The 17798-nt window shown below is 71.9% G+C and carries 14 protein-coding genes; 10 read left to right on the forward strand and 4 right to left on the reverse strand.

The window, feature by feature from the left end:
* Positions 1 to 69: 69 nt before the first annotated feature.
* Positions 70 to 1290 (reverse strand): helix-turn-helix domain-containing protein, encoded by a 1221-nt coding sequence (locus ACZ4Z5_RS15410; protein WP_468262185.1) that lies wholly within the window; start codon positions 1288 to 1290, stop codon positions 70 to 72.
* A gap of 308 nt (positions 1291 to 1598) precedes the next feature.
* Here ACZ4Z5_RS15410 and ACZ4Z5_RS15415 point away from each other — a divergent pair, with 308 nt between their 5' ends.
* Positions 1599 to 1775 (forward strand): hypothetical protein, encoded by a 177-nt coding sequence (locus tag ACZ4Z5_RS15415; protein ID WP_468262188.1) that lies wholly within the window; start codon positions 1599 to 1601, stop codon positions 1773 to 1775.
* Between the two features lie 310 nt (positions 1776 to 2085).
* On the opposite strand, the gene ACZ4Z5_RS15420 is transcribed toward ACZ4Z5_RS15415, so the two are convergent.
* Entirely contained in the window at positions 2086 to 3339 is a 1254-nt protein-coding gene (locus tag ACZ4Z5_RS15420; RefSeq protein WP_468262191.1) for an ATP-grasp domain-containing protein, read from the reverse strand.
* Between the two features lie 357 nt (positions 3340 to 3696).
* On the opposite strand from ACZ4Z5_RS15420, the gene ACZ4Z5_RS15425 reads away from it, so the two are divergent.
* From ACZ4Z5_RS15425 to ACZ4Z5_RS15435, 3 genes are all read left to right on the forward strand, one after another.
* Positions 3697 to 4923: a helix-turn-helix domain-containing protein gene (locus ACZ4Z5_RS15425; RefSeq protein WP_468262194.1), complete on the forward strand. Its 1227-nt coding sequence runs from the start codon at positions 3697 to 3699 to the stop codon at positions 4921 to 4923.
* 79 nt (positions 4924 to 5002) lie between these two features.
* Positions 5003 to 5887, forward strand: coding sequence for a GNAT family N-acetyltransferase (locus tag ACZ4Z5_RS15430; RefSeq protein WP_468262197.1), 885 nt, complete (start codon positions 5003 to 5005; stop codon positions 5885 to 5887).
* 278 nt (positions 5888 to 6165) lie between these two features.
* Positions 6166 to 7074, forward strand: a complete 909-nt coding sequence (locus ACZ4Z5_RS15435; RefSeq protein WP_468262199.1) for a TauD/TfdA dioxygenase family protein — start codon at positions 6166 to 6168, stop codon at positions 7072 to 7074.
* Positions 7075 to 7258: 184 nt separating this feature from the next.
* Here ACZ4Z5_RS15435 and ACZ4Z5_RS15440 read toward each other — a convergent pair whose 3' ends face one another.
* Both ACZ4Z5_RS15440 and ACZ4Z5_RS15445 read right to left on the reverse strand, forming a co-directional pair.
* Entirely contained in the window at positions 7259 to 8185 is a 927-nt protein-coding gene (locus tag ACZ4Z5_RS15440; protein WP_468262201.1) for a GNAT family N-acetyltransferase, read from the reverse strand.
* A 70-nt stretch (positions 8186 to 8255) separates the two neighbouring features.
* On the reverse strand, positions 8256 to 9473 hold the full coding sequence (locus tag ACZ4Z5_RS15445) for an MFS transporter (protein WP_468262204.1): 1218 nt from the start codon (positions 9471 to 9473) through the stop codon (positions 8256 to 8258).
* A 225-nt stretch (positions 9474 to 9698) separates the two neighbouring features.
* Between ACZ4Z5_RS15445 and ACZ4Z5_RS15450 the strand changes: the two genes are divergently transcribed.
* From ACZ4Z5_RS15450 to ACZ4Z5_RS15475, 6 genes are all read left to right on the forward strand, one after another.
* Positions 9699 to 11024: an ATP-grasp domain-containing protein gene (locus tag ACZ4Z5_RS15450; protein ID WP_468262206.1), complete on the forward strand. Its 1326-nt coding sequence runs from the start codon at positions 9699 to 9701 to the stop codon at positions 11022 to 11024.
* Positions 11021 to 12235, forward strand: coding sequence for an MFS transporter (locus ACZ4Z5_RS15455; protein WP_468262209.1), 1215 nt, complete (start codon positions 11021 to 11023; stop codon positions 12233 to 12235). The genes ACZ4Z5_RS15450 and ACZ4Z5_RS15455 overlap by 4 nt, the downstream gene beginning before the upstream one ends.
* Positions 12225 to 13577, forward strand: a complete 1353-nt coding sequence (locus ACZ4Z5_RS15460; protein ID WP_468262212.1) for an ATP-grasp domain-containing protein — start codon at positions 12225 to 12227, stop codon at positions 13575 to 13577. The genes ACZ4Z5_RS15455 and ACZ4Z5_RS15460 overlap by 11 nt, the downstream gene beginning before the upstream one ends.
* A gap of 507 nt (positions 13578 to 14084) precedes the next feature.
* A complete protein-coding gene (locus tag ACZ4Z5_RS15465; protein ID WP_468262215.1) occupies positions 14085 to 14459 on the forward strand; it encodes a peptidase inhibitor family I36 protein in 375 nt (124 codons plus the stop codon).
* A 79-nt stretch (positions 14460 to 14538) separates the two neighbouring features.
* Positions 14539 to 15243, forward strand: a complete 705-nt coding sequence (locus tag ACZ4Z5_RS15470) for an ABC transporter ATP-binding protein (protein ID WP_468262218.1) — start codon at positions 14539 to 14541, stop codon at positions 15241 to 15243.
* Positions 15240 to 17756, forward strand: a complete 2517-nt coding sequence (locus tag ACZ4Z5_RS15475) for a hypothetical protein (protein ID WP_468262220.1) — start codon at positions 15240 to 15242, stop codon at positions 17754 to 17756. Before ACZ4Z5_RS15470 ends, ACZ4Z5_RS15475 begins: the two co-directional genes overlap by 4 nt.
* Positions 17757 to 17798 lie beyond the last annotated feature (42 nt).

Here is a 17798-nt window from a genome sequence, read left to right on the forward strand (position 1 = left end):
TACGGCTCCCCGCGCGTCGACCGTGCGCGGGGAGCCTTGACCGTGTGCGGAGGGCCGGGCCCGCCGGTCTCAGCCCGCCTTCTCCGGCTGGTCGAGGGACTCGGCGAGGATCCGCCAGATCTCGGCGGCGAGGTCCAGGTTCGAGTCCCGGTGGGCGTCCTCGCCCAGCTTCTTCAGCTGGGCCAACCCCCGCTCCCGGTGCCCCTCCTCGATCAGCAGCAGGCTTTCGAGCGTGCGCAGCCGGATGCCGTCCCGGTAGCCGAGGGCCAGCCGGTCGGAGTCCAGCCGGTCCAGGGTGGCCCGGGCCTCGGCGTGACGCCCCTCCTCGAACGCCAGGCGGGCCTGCAGCGTCAGCAGCTCCTGCTGCTGCACGGGCGTGCCGACGAGGGACAGGGCCCGCTCCGCCTCCGCGAGGCACCCGCGGGCCTCCTCGACGAGGGCCGGCCGGGCGTGCAGGTACAGGGAGGCCGCGGCCAGCCGCAGCCGCGCCCACAGGACGGGGTCGACGCGGCTGTCCAGCGAGTCCATCGCCTGCCGGAGGAAGTCGCGTGCCTCGGCGTCGTCGCCCTGACGGGACCGGACGGTGGCCGCCGCCCAGAGGGCCTCGGCGCGCAGCGCGTCCGACCGGTCCGCCACAAGGCCGACCAGTTCGTCCGCGTGGGCGCGGGCGTCGGGCAGCCGGCCGGCCTCCGCCTCGACGGAGACCAGCGTCATCAGCGCCTTGCCGGTGTCGGCCACGGCCGCGCCGGAGTCCTTCGCCACCCGGTAGGCGCTGACGGCGAGTTCGAGCGCCTCGGCGACCTGGCCGGCCGAGCGCAGACAGCGGGCGAGTTCGGTCCGCGACCGGTACTGCAGGGCGGGCAGCTCGAGGCCGTCCGCGATCCGGGTGGCCTCCTCCAGGGCGGCCCGCTCCTCGGCGCGCTCCCCTCGGCGGTGCCGGAACCGGGCGATCAGCCACAGGGCCTGCCAGCGCAGCAGCGGGTCCTCGTTCCGGGACGACGCGAGGGCGGCGGCGAGCGCCTCGACGGCGTCGTCGCTGTCCGTGGACGCCGCGACGCTCACCGCCTCGCTGAGCGAGCCGGTGGTGTGCGGGGAGAAGAACGCCGAGCGGTCGACGCCCAGGCGCTCGGCGAGGTAGCCGATCACGCGTTCGGTGGGCTGCCGGGCACCGGACTCCAGACGCGACAGGTAGCCGGTGGAGATCTCCTCGCCGGCCAGCGCCGCCTGGGAGAGGCCACCCTTCTGTCTCAGTGCTTTGAGGCGGACGCCGAAGGACGTCTCTTGTGGCATGTCGTCCCCGCAATCAGTTGCTCAAGGTGTGCAGCGGCCGTTCGCAGGCACCCTGTTGACTCATGTGACTCCATCCTAAGGCCAGCGTGACCACGTGCGATATGTGATCGTCGACGCTTGCGCGCCACACATTTGGCACAACGGTTCAACAGCTTGGCAATTTTTGGAAACTCCCTTGTCAACATCGATCGGGGGGTCCTAGATTGGCTTGTATCAGCCGGGCACCGAGTGCCTGTTTCAGCGTGGTACGTCAGTTCTGCAGCGTTTCCTCCCCGGATTCCCTTCTGAATCTCCCGTATGGAGTAGTCATGCGCATGCACTTCCTCGCCGCCACCGCCGCCGTAGTCTCGGCCCTGGGAGCCGCCATGCTCCCGCTGAGCGACATCGACTGGCCGGTCGGGCCCACCCCGACCGTGTCCGTGGCGGTCTCCCCGGCCACCGTCGTCACGCAGGGCGCCGGCGGCGACGACATCGAATGGCCGTGATGCCGACCGGGGTCCGATGCGAGAGGCCCGAGGGGCGGCGGGGCGTCACGTCCGTGACGCCTGAGGCCCGGCCACCCGGAGACGCGAAGCGGACGGCCGGCACACCCGTGGGGCGTGCCGGCCGTCCGCTGCTGTGTCCGCCCCCGCCAGGTGGTCCCGGTACTCCGACAGCACTGAGAAAACGAAGCCGGGATCACCCGGGTCCAGCGCGAGCGCGTGACCACAGTCGATACGGGCCCGCACCGTCTCCGCGGCTGCCGGTCGGCCAACCCCTCCACCTCCACCTCCGGCGGGGCGGGGCCGCCCCGAGTCAGTCCTTCCCGGCCGCGCCGCCGGCCGTGAGCGGCCGGGCGGCCGCGGGCTCGGCGACCTCGATCCGGAATCGGCGGCCGATGTCCGCCACCCGGTCGCGCACTTGCGCCTCGGTGTCGGCCCGCAGCAGCACGACGCCCGCGTAGACGGAGGAGTCGAGCGGACCCTCCAGGGTGTCCCCGGGCTTCGTCTTGACGCTCGCGTACACGGCGCCCGGGGCGGCAAGCAACTCCTGCGCGGAGGTGACCGAGGTGACCGTGCCCACGGGCCGCGGCAGCATGTACTGGATCAGGTGGTCGGTACGCGGCAGTGCGTCGACGTAGACCGGCTCGCCCAGGGAGACGGACAGGAACGTGCTCCACAGGTCCACGCCGTACTGGTGCTTCATCTGGTCCGCGATGCCGCCGCCGCCCGGCCGGCAGGCCACCTCGCCGACCAGGTAGCCGCGCGGGGACTTGAACACCTCCAGGTGGGTCACCCCGTCGGTCAGCCCGAGCGCGGCGACGGCCCGCTCGTGCAGCGCGGCGACGGCCCGGGCGTCCGGGTGGTCGTCGGGCAGCGTGTACGAGCAGATGGCCCCGCCCACGCTGCGCAGCACGGGCTCGAAGTAGCGGGATACCGGCTGGAACCGGACGGTGCCGTCCACCACGACACCGTCGCAGTGGAACTCGGCCTCGATGTCCACCAGCTCCTCGGCCATCAGCGGATACGGAGCCGTGCGCAGCCGCTCCGTGTCCGGGGCGTCGGCGAGCAGCCGCAGGTGGTCGGCGTCCCGGACGGCGAGGACGTACTCGGAGCCGCCGCCGCAGGCGCGCTTGACCACGAGCGGCCAGCCGAGCTCCGCCGCCGCGGTCGGCGCGTCGGCGAACCGGCCCAGTCCGCGGAACCCGGCCACCGGCAGCCCGGCCGCGGCCAGCTGTTGCTTCATCACGAACTTGTTGGAGAAGGCGTTGGCCACCTGGTAACCGGGACCGGGCAGGCCGAAGTAGGAACGGACGTAGCCGCCGGGCTGGATGCTCCACTCCGACGGGGACACCACGTACCGGAACGGGTTCCGTTCGCGGATGCGCAGCGCCGCCAGCCGCACCTGGGTCAGGTCCTCGATGGTCTCCACCACTTCGACGTCCGTGCCGGCGTCGTAGTAGCCCGAGTACTCGGGCATCGTGATCACCGAGAGCCGGATACCCGTCCGGTCCTGCAGCATCCGCGCCGCGATCTCTCGGCTGGAGTTGATGAGCAGAACGTTCTTCATCGCACGGACCTTTCGTCGCGGTTCGGTGCCCTGCCGGCCGGTGCCGGAATATTGCCACGTGTTTCCAGTAGTGGCAATATTGAGGGAGAACAGACTGTGACGTCATGATGACACTCGGCGCTGAGGCGGGGGGATCGCGAGACGGCGACCGATCGTCGCCGAACGTCATCCTTCCCTGTTGCCCAGGGTTTTGAGTCTCTCGATCAGTGACTCCGGGGCGCGTGTCGACAGGTGCCGGGGAAGGTCCGAACCGGATTACCTGTAATTGACAACATTGCCTACAACGGGCATACTACCCCAACACGTCTTGAGGTTGAGGCTTTTGTCGAGCGTCAGCCCACGCCCTCCGAGGTTCAGATGCTGGAACAGCCGTATTTCGGGCAACGCCTCCGCGCGCTCCGCGTGGGCCGCGGACTGTCTCAGGCGGCGCTCGCCGGAGACACAGTGTCGACCGGCTACCTGTCGCGTCTGGAGTCCGGCGCCCGGCCGCCGACCGCCAGGATCGTGAGCTATCTGGCCGAACGGCTCGGGGTTCCCGAGTCCGCTTTCGCACACGAGAAGGGCCCGGTGCTCGCGCAGGTCCTCGCCTCCGTCACCTCGGTGGCCGACGACGACCTGGACGAGGCCCTGGCCGACATCCTCACCGCGGCCCTGCGGGCCGATGACCGGCAGGACCCCGCGCTGCGCTGGCAGGCGCTGTGGCTGCTGGCCCGGATGCGCGGCAAACAGGGCAGGCAAGAGGAGGAGTGCGAGCTCGCCGGCGAACTGATCGAGCTAGCCGACGAGTTGGGACTTGCCGAGCTGCGCGCCCGCGCGTACACCCAGCGCTCCCGCTGCGCGCGCACCCTGGGCCGGGTCGCGGAGGCGTGCGAGTACGCCTCCGCCGCCGTGGACGCCGCCGCCGGCCTCACCCTGACCGACCGGGCCGGCGCCCTGCACGCGCTGGTGTCCGCGGAAGCCGAGGCGGGCCGGCTCGCCGATGCCGCGGCGCACGCCGCTGAGCTGTGCGAGCTCACCGAGCCGGCCGGCGGCGCCGCCCATACCAAGGCGCTGTGGGCCGCGGCGACCGTCGGGAACCGCCGAGGCGCCTACCGGGAGGCGAGCGACCTGCTGGAGCGCGCGCTGGCGGGGCTGGACAGCCATGAGGACCTGGGTCTGTGGCTGCGGCTGCGCCTCGCCGCCGCGTCCCTGCTGCTGCAGACCGTGCCGCCGCAGACGGCCAAGGCCCGCGCCGCGCTGGAGCAGACAGGCCCCGCGCTGGAGCTGGTCGGCACCGAGGTGCACCGCCAGGAGGCGCTGTCGCTGCAGGCCCGGCTCGCCTTCGAGGAGGGCGACCTGGACCGGGCGCGCGAGGTGTGCGCGCAGATCCACGGGCTGGACCTCCGGCTGTCCTTCCGCGACCGGATCCGGCTGCAGGTGCTGTGCGGAAAGCTGGACGTCCTCGCCGGCCGGACGACGGAGGGCGTGCGCCGCCTGGGCGAGCTCGCGCGGGAGGCCCAGGAGGCGCACAACGTCGAGCTCGCCGCCGAGACGTGGCGCAGTCTCGCGGAAACCCTGGCGGCGATCCGCGAGGGGGAGAACTGACCGGGCGCGCACGCCCGTTCGGTGCATGCCAAGGAACGAACGCAGAAGGGTCGGCCGAGGTGGTCGGTAGGTTGTGACAATGGAATCAGTGCAGGTGCGGCCGGCGTGCGAGGAAGACCTCCCGTCGGCGGAGCGGGCCTCGGCGGCGCTGTTCTTCGAGGCGGACCAGCGCAGCAGAAGGGTCTGCGAGCCCGAGATCCGGCCCCGCTCGGCGATCGCTTCGAAACAGTGGATCGAACGCATGCGCTTCTACCTCCGGACCGATCCCGGAGGGTGCTGGGCCGCGGTCGACGAGGAGGGCGACGTGGTCGGCTTCGCCATGTCGCAGAACCGCGGCCGCGTCTGGTACCTGGCCACCTACGGGGTGCTGACCCGGTATCAGGGCCAGGGCATCGGCAGACGGTTGATGGACGCGGCGCTGGCACACGCCGACGGTCGCGCCGGGCTGTTCTCTTCCACGGTGCACCCGGGGGCGACCCGCCGCTACCGGATGGCGGACTTCCTGCTCCACCCGCAGATGCGCATGGTGGGTACGGTCGACCGGTCCACGCTCCCGGCGATCCGCGGACTCCGGGAAGGCGGGTCCGAGGATCTCGCATGGATGGACCTGCTGGACGAACGGCTGCGCGGGGCCGGCCACGGGGTCGACCACACCTACATGCTGGACCGGCTGCGGCTCGTCGTCACGGAGGACCAGCGGCGGCCGGGGTACATGTACTTCGACCACGAGGAGAACCGGGCCGTCCTGCTCGCCGCGGCGGACCCGGAGACTGCCGGGAACCTGCTGTGGGAGGCGCTCGCCTCCTCGCGCGGAGACACGCTGGTCAACTGCATCACCACCGCCAACCACTGGGCGGTGGACGTCGGCCTGGCCGCCCGGCTGGACATCGGACAGGAGGGGTACCTCGCGCTCCGGGGCATGGCCGAGCCGGCGCCGTACCTCGCCAGCGGTCACTTCCTCTGACGTTACCGACCGTCGGCGTACCGACCGCACGACCGGCCCGGGAGGCCCGCCTCCCGGGCCGGTCGTGCTTTTCCCACCCCTTCACCTGCACCTTCGCCATCTATTGCCAGTATAGGCAAATGCTGGCAACATAGGTCCCGTTCCGAGGCGCGCAACCGGCGACGATCCCTGTGCAGGACGTACGGAGAGTCCGCCTCGACGGTGGGACTCTCCCGGCCGTGACGCGCATGGTTCGCGCCCCCACACAGCCAGAAAGGTCCAAACGCATGACTGATGTCATGACTGCCGACAGTGGCACCCGGGTCGGGGTGAAGCAGCTCGCGGGAAACATCGGCGCCGAGATCACCGGCGTGGACGCCTCCCGTCCGCTCGGTGACTCCGTGGCCGCCGAACTCAGGCAGGCACTCCTCACCCACAAGGTGATCTTCCTGCGCGGGCAGCGGCTCGACTATGACGAGCTCGTCGTCTTCGGCCGCAGCTTCGGCGAGCTGACGCTCGGCCACCCGATCTACGGCGGCCCCGAGGGCCGGCCGCTGCTGCGCGAGATGGACTCCCGGGGCGAGGGCACGCGCGCCAACTACTGGCACGCCGACTTCACCTACATGGAGAACCCGCCCGCCATCGCCATCCTGCACAACGTGGTCTGCCCGCCGGTCGGCGGCGACACCATCTGGGCGAACACGGCGGCCGCCTACCGGGACCTGCCCGAGGGGCTGCGCGTGCTGGCGGACGGGATGCGGGTCGTCCACTCCAACGACTCCGACTTCACCGACGCCACCTACACCGGCGACATCCGCACCAGCTATCTCAAGAATGTCTTCTCCGCCGAGCACCCGGCCGTCCGGGTGCACCCGGAGACCGGCGAGCGCTCGCTGTTCCTCGGCGGGTTCGCGCGCAGCGTCGACGGCTGCAGTCCGCAGGCCGGCCGCGACCTGCTCCGGGTCCTGCTGGAGTACGCCACCAAGCCGGAGTACACGGTCCGCTGGAAGTGGCAGGTCGGCGACCTCGTCCTGTGGGACAACCGGTCCACGCTGCACTACGCCGTACACGACTACGGCGACCAGCACCGCCGCGGCGAGCGGGTCACGGTCGCCGGCACCACCACGGTCGGCGTCGACGGCCGGCCCGGCGTCGCCCTGCGCGGCAGCACCGCGGAGTTCACCGCCGGCGGCGCCACCACTATGTGACGGCGGCACGTGACGGCCACGGCCGTGCGGGCACCTCGGGCCATCAGCCCGGGGCACCCGCACGGCCGCCCCGCGTCCGGAACCTTCGACGCCGCCCCGCGCAGACCGGGAACACACGCAGACGCCGTGATGCGGCGGCCACGGCGCGAAAGCCGCGGCCGCCGCATCACGGCGTCTGCCCTTGTCAGGACGACCCTGCCGGCGCCGCCCGGACGACGCCCGCCAGGAACGGGGCGGTGTAGGCGCGCAGGTCGGTGGGGGTGCTGGTGACGAGATGGGCGCGCAGCGAGCGGTCACCCGGGGCGTCCGAGGCGTACCCCAGGATCAGGCACGGGTCGCACAGCCGCTCCAGGCCCAGGACCAGATCGGCCTCGTCGGTGCCCTCCTCGTCGTGGAAGTCCTGGGACGGCACACAGCGGAACCCCATCCTCGTCTTGAACCGGAACAGCCCCGCCTTGGTCAGATGGCCGTAGAGATTGGGCTCGTCGCCGAGGGTCGCCCAGCGGTATCCCTTCTCGCGGGCGGTGCGCATCGCGGCGAAGTAGAGCGTGCGGGCGAGCGAGTCCCGGCGCCACTCCTCGGTCACCGCCGAGAACCGGATCCGCACCGCGTCCTGCCCGGGGCACTCCAGGACCACACAGCCGCCGGCCAGTTCGCCGTCCCGCGTAGCCATGACCGCGACGTACTTCTCGCGCCCGTCCAGCAGCCGTTCCCGCTGCTTGCAGGCGATCGCGATGCCGTACGTCATCTCGTCGACCCGTTGCCGATAGAGCGCCAGGAACCGGTCCAGCGTCTCCGGCCCGATCGGGTCGTGGACCGTCAGGGTCAGCGTCCGCTCCGCCCGGGTGCGCGCCCGCCGGATGTCCTGCCGCGCCTTGTTGTCCAGCCGGGCGAGGAACTCGCTCTCGTCGGCGCCCAGTTCCGCGGTCCACGACAGCAGGGCCGGCTTCCGGATGAAGCCGGCCGCGGCGAGCTCGCCGTACACCTCCCTCGGAGGTGCCGTGGTGCGCACCACGTCGACGGGCCGGCCGGCCCGCAGCCAGGGGCGACCGGCCAGCTCGGCGGGGTCGATGTGGGCGACGGACAGTCCGTGGTGATCGACGATGTCCATCCGCTGTATCCGTTCGTGTCAGAGGTCGGGTGGGAGGGGCGGGGGCAGCCGGGGATGTCGGCCTCGGCCGTCACGCGGCCCGGCGCCCGGTCACGGGGACCAGGGGAGCGTGCGGGGCCGCCGGCCGGCGGCGGCCGGTGGGGGCGGACCACAGGAGCACGGCGAGCACCGCGGTCGCCGTGACGGGCAGGAAGACGAGGAACGAGCCGGACAGGCCCACGGTCAGCCCGAGCAGCAACGACGACACGGGCACGGCCCCGGTGACGAAGGTCCGGATGACGGTGTTGACCCGGCCGCTGAGCTCCGCGGGAATCTCGTGCTGCCGGTACGCCATCGTGGTCGTGTTCACGCCGCCCTCGCCGAAGCACAGCAGGCAGAAGCCGAGCACGACGACCAGCGGGGCGTCGACGAGCAGCCCGCACGACCCCAGTGCGGCCACCCCGAGCCACACGCCGACGCGCAGCCGCCGGCGGCCCTCGCCGGCCGGGACCAGGGGGCTCACCCACGCGCCGAGCGCCGCGGCGATGGCACCGCAGGACACCGCAGCGCCCAGGGCGGCCGACGACCAGTGCCAGTGTTCGGTGCCGGCGGTGAGCAGGGTCGGCTCCAGCGCCCCCGCGCCGAGGTTGTAGAGCGCGACGGCGGCCGTCAGGCGCCGCAGGTCCGGGCGGGAGCGGAAGTACGCGATGCCCTCCCGCAGCAGGGTGCCCACGGAGGCGGCGGTCTTCTCGGCCCGCCGGGCGGCCTTGGGCAGGAAGAGCGCAGTCACGGCGGTGACGAGGAACGTGGCCGCGTCGATCTCCAACGCCCAGGCGGGCCCCGCCGCCGCGATGGTCACGCCGGCCAGGGCTGGACCGGCGAACCGGGCCACCAGCTGGGTCGAGTTGAACCAGCTGGTCGCCCGCTCCAGCCGCTCGGGCGGTACCAGCGCCGGAATCAGGCCGTAGTCCCCGGCCACGTCCGAGACCACCTTCGCGAGCCCCATCAGGCACAACGAGGCGAAGACCAGCGCGATCCGGTCGGCTGCCAGCAGCAGCGGGATCAGTGCGACGCAGGCGCCCTGCACCAACTCGCCCGCGATGAACAGGCGCCGCGGCTCGTGGCGGTCGATGAACGCGCCGAGAAAAGGCGCGGCCAGGAACGGCGCCGTTTGCGCGGCCATGCTGAGGACGGCCAGCAGGGTGGAGCCGGTCGACTGGACCAGCGCCCAGGGAACCGCCAGGTAGAGGAAGGTGTTTCCGGCCATGGACACGGCCGTGGCCCCGGTCAGCAGCCAGAAGGATCTCATGGCGTTCCCCTCGACGTCGCCTGCCAGAACATCGCGGATGTTGCCACATATTGCCCAGTTGCAGCAATGAGTACAGCGGGATACCGGCTGGTTGACCGCCCGTTGTTTGCCTGTCTGTTGACAATATATTGCCAGTTCTGAGTCAATGGCCCCGCTCCGCGTGGCCGGCGCCCGGACCGCCGCGCGCGGGAGTTCCCGGGCCCGAGGCATGAGGAAGGAAACGCCATGGAGAACACCAGCCCCCCCAAGATCCTGCTCGTAGGCCTCGATCGCTATGGCATGCGGGCCTGCGTCCGCCTCGGCCTCGACACCACCGTCGTCTGCGGCGCCGCGTCCTGGGACCAGGGACACATCACGATTCCCGACGCCGTGACCGTGCTCCGCGTCGACGACCACACCAACCCGGAGGCCGTGCTCATGGCCCTGGACCGGGCCGGCCTCGCCGACCGGGCCTTCGACGCCGTGTACACCACCGACGAGGACTCCATGGTCATGGTCGGCCTGCTGGCCCGGCACCTCGGACTGCCCGCCACCCCGCCGGAGACCGCCGTGCGGTTCCGCGACAAGTCCGTGCAGAAGCGCGAGGTCCGGGCCGCCGGCATCGCCACGGCGGGCACCGCCGTCATCGACGACGTGCACGACGTCGGCGCGCTCGGTGAACTCCCCTTCGGCAAAGCCGTACTGAAGCCGGTGGCGGGCGCGGCCACCGAACGGACCTCCGTCGTCGCCTCACCGGCCGAGCTGCGGCAGCGCAGCGCCGCGTACCGTGGTCAGCGCACCGCCCAGCGCACCTTCGTCCTCGAAGAGTTCGTCCGGGGCGAGGAGTGGATCGCCGACGGCGTCCTCGTCGACGGCGAACTGCTCTTCTGCGCCCTCGGGCGGTACGGTGACCCCTGTCTCACCGCCGTCGACTCCGGCCGCCCCCTGCATTTCCGCCACTTCGACCCGGCCACCGAGGGCTGGGCACACGACCGGGCACTGCCGGTGATCACCGCCGCCCTCAAGGCCCTGGGCCTGCGCGACGGCATGTTCCACATGGAGCTCTTCCACGACTCCGACACCGGCACCCTCACCTTCGGCGAGTGCGCCGCCCGGCGCGGCGGCGCACTCGTGCAGGAGGTCGTGCAGGCCAAGTTCAACGTGGACCTGGCGGAGTGCGCCATCCAGATCGCGCTCGGCCGACGGCCCGGACTCGACGTCAAGGTACGCCCCGACGCCATCGGCGGCGCCTACCTCACCGCGCGCCCCGGCCTGCTCGTCGACTGCCCGTCGGCGGACGAGATCACCGCCCTGCCCGGAGTCGAGTTCGTCCGGATCGAGCGGCCCGTCGGCGACCGCAGCCCCGAAGTCGCCGGCACCGACCAGCGGATCGGCCAGTTCATGGTGAAGGCGGACACCGCCGAGGAACTCCAGGCGCGCTTCGACTCCGTGTGGGGCTGGTTCCGCACCCGGGTCAAGGTCGTCCCCGACGGTCTCACCCCCCGCGAACTGCGCGAACTGCAGCAAGCCCTTCGCCCCGAGGCCCGGTTCGGGGACGCGCTGTGGCCGTGACGTCCCCGCCGGCGCCCACCGGCATGCGCAGGCTCCTCCCGGTTTCGCCGGCGCAGCGGGTCCTGACCGCCGCCACCTTCGCGAACAGCTTCGGCGGCGGGATGTTCACCACCGCAGGCGCCCTCTATTTCACCCGGGTCGTCGGGCTGCCCGCCGAACAGGTCGCGATGGGCCTGTTCGGCGGGGCGATGACCGGCCTGATCGCCGGAATCCTGGTCGGGCGGCTCGCCGACCGGTGGGGACCCAGGCGCGTCCACATCACGGTCATGCTCAGCGGCGCCGTGGCAATCGCCTGCTTCACGCTGGTCGGCTCGTTCTGGTCCTTCCTCGCTGTCTCCCTCTTCGCCGGCGTGATCATCCCCGCCGACGAGGCCAGCAAGGCCCCGCTCATCCGCGGCGTCGCCGACGGCACCCCGACCGTGTTCATCGGCTACCTGCGGTCGGTCACCAACCTCGCCCTCGCGCTCGGCTCGGTCGCGGCCGGCTTCGCCATCCAGATCGACAGCCGGCCCGCCTACCTGGCCCTCGTGGTGTGCCGTGCCCTGGCATACCTCGGCTGCGGCCTCATCCTGCTGCGGCTGCCGCGGATCGGCGCCGACGCCCCCGAGGAGACCGAGCGGGGCTGGGCCGCGCTGCGGGACCGCACGTACCTCAGCGCCACGCTGGTGAACGCGGTGCTGTCGCTGAACTACGCCGTCTCCGGCTTCCTCCTCCCGCTGTGGATCGTCGGCCACACCAGCGCACCCCGGTGGATGGTCTCCGCGGTGCTGGTGCTCAACATGGTCTTCATCGTGCTGCTCCAGGTCCCGGTGAGCCGGGGCGTGCACGACGTACGGACGGCCGGTCGGCGCATGGCCTGGGCGGGCGCCGCCTTCGCCGCAGGCCTCATGCTCATGGCCCTGGCGTCGGGCTCCTCCCGGTGGACGGCGGCGGCCTTGCTGCTCGTCGGCATGGCGGTCTTCACGCTCGGCGAGCTGTGGTACGCGGCCGCCTCGTACGAATACTGCTTCGGGCTCGCGCCCGCGCGTCTCCAGGGCCAGTACGCGGGGGTGTTCGGGCTCGGCAGCGGGGCCGTCGAGGCCGTCGCGCCCGCCGTGATGAGCCTGCTGCCGCTCGGTATGGGGCTGCCCGGCTGGCTGGCGCTCGGCGCGGTGTTGTTGGTGGTCGGCCTGGGCAGCGGGCCGCTCGTGGGATGGGCAGGTGGACGATGAACGAGATCGCGACATGGGCAGGTGGACGATGAACGAGATCGTGGCGATCGTGGACGGCTACTCGACCGGCAACTTCCTGCCACCGGAGTTCGCCCGGCTCGGCGTCGAGGCCGTCCACGTGCAGAGCACCCCCGAACTGATCGCCCCGCTGACCCCGCCCCGGCTCGACGCGTACCGGGAGAACCTCGTCGGCGCGGATCCGGAGGTCGCGGTCTGCGAGCTGGCCCGCCGTCGGCCGCTGGCGGTGCTCGCCGGAGCGGAGTTCGGCGTCCGGCTCGCCGACGAACTCAGCGAGCGCCTGGGACTGCCGACCAACGGCATCCGCCTGTCCGCCGCGCGCCGGGACAAGTTCCTGATGATCGAGGCCCTGCGGGCTGCGGGCATTCGGTGCGCACGCCAGCACCGCTCCGCCGACCCCGAGGAGCTGCGCGCCTGGGCCGAGCAGGAGGGCGGCCGGCCCGTGGTGGTGAAGCCGATCAGCTCCTCCGGTGCGGACAACGTCCACATCTGCCGCGACGGCGACGCCGTCGTCCGTGCCGCCCACTCGATCATGGCCGCCAAGGACCTGTTCCAGCAGCCCAATACCGAGGCCCTCGCGCAGTCGTACCTCGACGGCACCGAGTACGTGGTGGACGTGGTCTGCTCCCAGGGGGCGCGGTACGTGTGCGGCGTCTGGGAGTACCGCAAGCGCGACATCGGCTCCGGGCGGCGCGTCTACGACCGCGACGTCCTCCTCGACCCGCGCGAGCACCCCGTGCCCGAGCTCGTCGCCTATGTCGACACCGTCCTCGCGGCCCTCGACATCCGGCACGGCCCCGCCCACGCCGAGGTCATCATGACCGTGTCGGGACCGGTACTGGTGGAGATCGCCGCCCGTCTCAACGGCGGCCTGCACGCCGCCTTCCAGGACCTCTGTCTCGGCACCAACCAGGCCGCCGTGACCGCGCTCGCCTACGCGCGACCCGAGGAGTTCCGGCAGCGGTACGGCGGCCGCACGTACACCAAGCGCCTGGAGGCGTACGTGCACGACACCACGACCCGGCTGGACGGGGTGGTCGCCGGCGTCGACCAGGCCGTGGTCGACGAGATCGCCGCCCTGCCCACCGTGCGCGACCTCACCGTGAAGTACCGGCCCGGTCGCCGCATCCGCCCGACCGTCGACCTGCCCAGCAGCCCGCTCACCGTCTACATGGCGAGCGCGGACCCGGCGGCGCTCGAGGCCGACCGCAAGACGATCGGCGAACTCGATGAGCGCGTCTACCGGCTGGCCGAGCCGGCCGGCGAAGGAGCCCTCCGGCGGGTGAGCGACCGGGCCGCCGTGACGGATGAGCGTCCATGCTGAAGCGTCCTTCCAGCGGTCCGTGCGCCCCGGGCGGCGCCGGGCCCGCAGCCGCCGACCACCTGGCTCTTCGCCGTCCGGCGGTGCCGGGCGGAATCGAGACGCGCGGCACGTCCCGGTCGCTGAGGCCCGGGCGCACCCGTCGGCTCGGGTGTCCCGTCTCCGGGCGAGCGGCTCGCGGGGGAGTCCCGGCCGCGGCCGGGGTCGCGGCTGCGAACAGCGGGAGGGCCGTGGTCGCGGGCGGGTGACCGCGGAGATCGGGGGCGGGGGCCCCTCCGCCATGGGATTGCTCGCCGGTGGTCCGGTCGTGAGGGCGTTCCCAGCGCCGCCAGCACGGGCTCCGCGCAAAGAAGATCGGCTATCGGTATGCAACGAGACGCATGTGAATGTATGTTCGTCGCGCACAACACCTGTTCGGGGGACGGCTGTTGGCTGCATCGGTGTGTCCGCACCCGTCCCCCTCCGCTGCGCGCAGAGACCAACTGTGCGTTTTCCAAGGGGGACTGACGCATGATGCGTAAGAAGCTGACGATCGGCCTGTTCGGAACTGCGATGATCCTCGGCGGGCTCGGCACGGCCAATGCCGCGCCTGCCGGCTGCGAGTCGGGTTGGGTCTGCATGTACCGGGACGACGACTACAAGGGCGGCTCGGTCAACCTGACCAACAGCAGGACCGCGATCACGCACCTGAGCAACTACGGCTTCAACGACGAGGTCGACTCGTACTTCAGCAACTACAAGAACGACGCAGCCTGGTACTGGGACGCCAACTACAAGGGCTCCAAGCACTGCATGCACAGCTACAGCAGCAACCACAGCTTCAGCGTCAGTGACTCCGACGACGCCAGCTCGGCGAAGAAGTTCAGCTCGCCCACGGCCTGCTGACGGCGTCGCCGGAGAACGATTCATCGGTGGGGCGGCCGGATTCCGGCCGCCCCACGCGCGTACGAGAGAGAGGGTCCACGTGACCAAGGACGCGGCGATCACGGCCACAGGTGTCGGCAAGTCGTTCCCCATGGGCCGGCAAGAGGTGACCGCACTGCGTGACGTGTCCTTGTCCCTGCCCGTCGGCACCATGACCGCGCTGACCGGGCCCAGCGGCTCCGGCAAGAGCACCCTGCTCCACCTCATCGCGGGTCTCGAGCGGGTCGACTCGGGAACCCTGGAGGTACTGGGGCACCCCGTCCATGCGGCGACGCAGGCCGAGACGGCCGCGCTGCGCCTGCGCGAAATCGGCTTCGTCCACCAGGACTTCAGTCTGCTCGCGGATCTCACCCTGATCGAGAACGTGCGGCTGCCGCTGGAAGGCGCGGGAGCCGGCCGCCAGAGCGCCAACGAGTCGGCCCGCGAGGCGATGGCCCGCGTCGGCCTGGAGGGCCTGGAGGAGCGGTTCCCCTCCGAGGTCTCCGGAGGGCAGCAGCAGCGCGCCGCCATCGCCAGGGCGATCGTCGGCGACCGCAGGCTGGTGCTCGCGGACGAACCGACCGGGTCCCTGGACTCCAAGACGGGTGCGGAGATCATGGCCATCCTGGGCGAACTCCGCGACGACGGCGTCACGGTGGTGCTGAGCACCCACAACTCCGCGAACCTCACCTATGCCGACCTGGTCGCCGTGCTCCACGACGGTGTGCTGGTCTCCTTCGACGATTCCTCGGACGGCGCGGAATGAGCGCCCTCCTCGGACACCTGCACCTGGTGGGCCGGCGCACCGTCATCGGGCGCGGCAGCCGGCGCATCGGGCTCCTCGTGCTGCTGGCGCTGCCCGTGCTGCTCGCCACACTCGCCGCCGGCCTCTTCGCCGCGGCGGCACCGTCCGCCAAGCAGCGAGCCGACCAGGTGATGGGCCACGCCGACGGATTCGTGACCAGCTCCGACGCCGCGGTGACGGACAAGCTGCGGGCGGAGCTGCAGCGCCGGGTCCCGGGCATCACCCTGCTCGCGATCGACGGCAACGTCCGCTTCCCCGCATGGGCCCAAAACCGCACCGTCGAGGTGCGCTACCTGGACACGGACTGGTCCTCCCCGCTGGCGCGTGGACAGTACCGCCTGCTCAAGGGCCGCTTCCCCGCCAGGACCGGCGAGATCGCGGTGAGCGGTGCTCTGGCCGCCGACCTCTCCCTCGGCCTGGGTGACGTCCTGCCCTACCGATGGAAGCGCGACGCTCCCGCCCGCATCGTCGGCCTCGTCGAGAACCCGCAGGCGCACGCCGCCTACGACTATCTCGCCGCCCCGGGCCAGCTGCGCCAGTGGCCCAGGACGGGCAGCGACACGACCAACGTCATGCCTCCCGACTACGGCCTTCTCGTAGCGGGCGACGCACGCCGGATCGCGGCCGCACAGGACATCGTCACCGGGCGCGAACTGCTGCTGCAGACCCGTTCCGGAATCGCCGACGGACGCACGCTGGTCGAGCGCGAACCGGCCCTGCTGCTGGTCCCCGGTGTCGTCGTCCTCGGTGTGGTCGCCGCGGGCGCGTTCGCGCTGCGCATGCGGCGCACCCGCTCCGAGTTCGCGATCCTCTCCGGTCTGGGTTTCTCCGACCGGGACCTGCGGATCGCCGCCGTCTCCGGTGCGGTCTCGGCCGGTGCGATCGCCGTGCCCGTCGGGTGGATCACCGGCAGCCTGCTCGCATTCGCCGCGCGGCCCATGGTGCCGCGCCTGACGGACCGCGATGTCTCTCCCTACGATCCGCTCCTCGCGGAGGGCTTGCTGACCGTCCTGCTGTCCATCGCGGCCGCGGCCACGGCCGCCGTCCTGACCTCGCAGCATCCGGCGGGACTCCCCGCCCGTGACAGGGCCCGTGCCACCCCCCGGCGGGGTGGCGGCCGGGCCCGTCTCTGGGCTCCGGTGCTGTGCGGACTCGCCGCGCTGTGCATCGCCCTGGCGAGGGTCGCGTCGCAGGAGGAGACCGCTGCCGTCGCCGCCGTCGCCGGGATCGTGTGCCTCGCCGCCGCCACGCTCACCCGGATCGGAGACGTGTTGCGCGGATGCGCGCGCCTGGCCGACCGCTCCCTCAGCGCGCGGATCGCCCTGAGGACGTTCGCCCGTGACCCGCGTCGGCCCGTATCGGCGATCGTGATCGGTTCCGTGGCGCTCGCCGTCACGGTGGGCGTGCTCGGCACACTGTCCAGCGTCGCCGCCCAGGAGCGGGCCACCTACGTGGGCAGCCGGCATCTGGGACAGGTCGAGGCCCTGCTGTACGCGGGAAGCAGTCCCCGCATGGTCGAACAGGCGATGGCCACGGCCTTCCCCGAGGGCACTCCCGTGGTCCGCGGTACGACCCTGGTCGAGAAGCGCCTGCTCGAAGCCGCCACGACGCCGGCCCTCACACCGGGCTGGAGCATCGCCGCGCAGTCGGGCGGCGAGTTCACCGGACGGGTACAGCCCGTCGAAGTCGTCGACACCGCGGTCAAGTTCAAGGCCCTGACGGGCAGGGACTGGTCCCCCCGAGAGCAGCGGGCGCTCGCCCAGGGGCGGGTCCTGGTGCTGGCTCCGGAATACATCGCCCGGGACCGTGTCACGCTGTCCCTGCCCACCGGCGGCGACGGACCGGACAAACGCCGCGACACGAGCGGCGCCGTGCTCTCCGACCCCGTGGACGCCACCTCGCGCACCCGGGCCGTGGCATATGTCACCACCGCCACCGCCCGTTCCCTCGGTGCGGTGACGATGGACTACTCCGTCATCGCCTCGCCGGCGGACCGCTCCCCGGACGGGGCCCTGGAGGACCGGCTCGCGAAGGTCCTGGAACCGGTCGACGTCGTCATGTCCGACGTACGGATCGAGACGGGCCCGGAGAGCCCCCCGCGGAGCCTGTGGTACCTGCTGCTCGGTCTCGCCCTCGCAGCCGTGGTGACGACGCTCGGTGTGGTCGTGACCGCCTCGGCGACGGAGCTGCGGCCCGACCTCGTGCGCCTGCACCGTGTCGGTCTGGCGCCGCGTGCCATCCGCCGCATCGTCGTCTGGCAGTCCCTGACGATCGCGGTGCTCGCGGCGGTACTCGGACTCGCCACCGGATGGGGACTGACCGCCGCGCGGATCTGGCCGCACGGCGCCCCCGTCGTGATGGACTGGCCCGCGGTCTGCGCCGTGCTGGTCCTGATGCTGCTGCTCGGCTGGGTGTACGGAGTGTTCGCGGCGCCGCGCCGCATCGGCAACACGCTCAACCGCACGGAGGCCTGACCGGCTCCCGGCGGGCCGCCGCCGTACGGACCGGAGCACCGC

Source organism: Streptomyces sp. NPDC030222 (assembly GCF_055573115.1).

What these genes read in the sequence shown, in the direction of transcription:
- ACZ4Z5_RS15430 (WP_468262197.1), top strand. Translation starts at nt 5,003, where the DNA reads ATGGAATCAGTGCAGGTGCGGCCGGCGTGCGAGGAAGACCTCCCGTCG.
- ACZ4Z5_RS15450 (WP_468262206.1), top strand. Translation starts at nt 9,699, where the DNA reads ATGGAGAACACCAGCCCCCCCAAGATCCTGCTCGTAGGCCTCGATCGC.
- ACZ4Z5_RS15415 (WP_468262188.1), top strand. Translation starts at nt 1,599, where the DNA reads ATGCGCATGCACTTCCTCGCCGCCACCGCCGCCGTAGTCTCGGCCCTG.
- ACZ4Z5_RS15475 (WP_468262220.1), top strand. Translation starts at nt 15,240, where the DNA reads ATGAGCGCCCTCCTCGGACACCTGCACCTGGTGGGCCGGCGCACCGTC.
- ACZ4Z5_RS15420 (WP_468262191.1), bottom strand. Translation starts at nt 3,339, where the DNA reads ATGAAGAACGTTCTGCTCATCAACTCCAGCCGAGAGATCGCGGCGCGG.
- ACZ4Z5_RS15445 (WP_468262204.1), bottom strand. Translation starts at nt 9,473, where the DNA reads ATGAGATCCTTCTGGCTGCTGACCGGGGCCACGGCCGTGTCCATGGCC.
- ACZ4Z5_RS15410 (WP_468262185.1), bottom strand. Translation starts at nt 1,290, where the DNA reads ATGCCACAAGAGACGTCCTTCGGCGTCCGCCTCAAAGCACTGAGACAG.
- ACZ4Z5_RS15440 (WP_468262201.1), bottom strand. Translation starts at nt 8,185, where the DNA reads ATGGACATCGTCGATCACCACGGACTGTCCGTCGCCCACATCGACCCC.
- ACZ4Z5_RS15435 (WP_468262199.1), top strand. Translation starts at nt 6,166, where the DNA reads ATGACTGCCGACAGTGGCACCCGGGTCGGGGTGAAGCAGCTCGCGGGA.
- ACZ4Z5_RS15465 (WP_468262215.1), top strand. Translation starts at nt 14,085, where the DNA reads ATGATGCGTAAGAAGCTGACGATCGGCCTGTTCGGAACTGCGATGATC.
- ACZ4Z5_RS15425 (WP_468262194.1), top strand. Translation starts at nt 3,697, where the DNA reads ATGCTGGAACAGCCGTATTTCGGGCAACGCCTCCGCGCGCTCCGCGTG.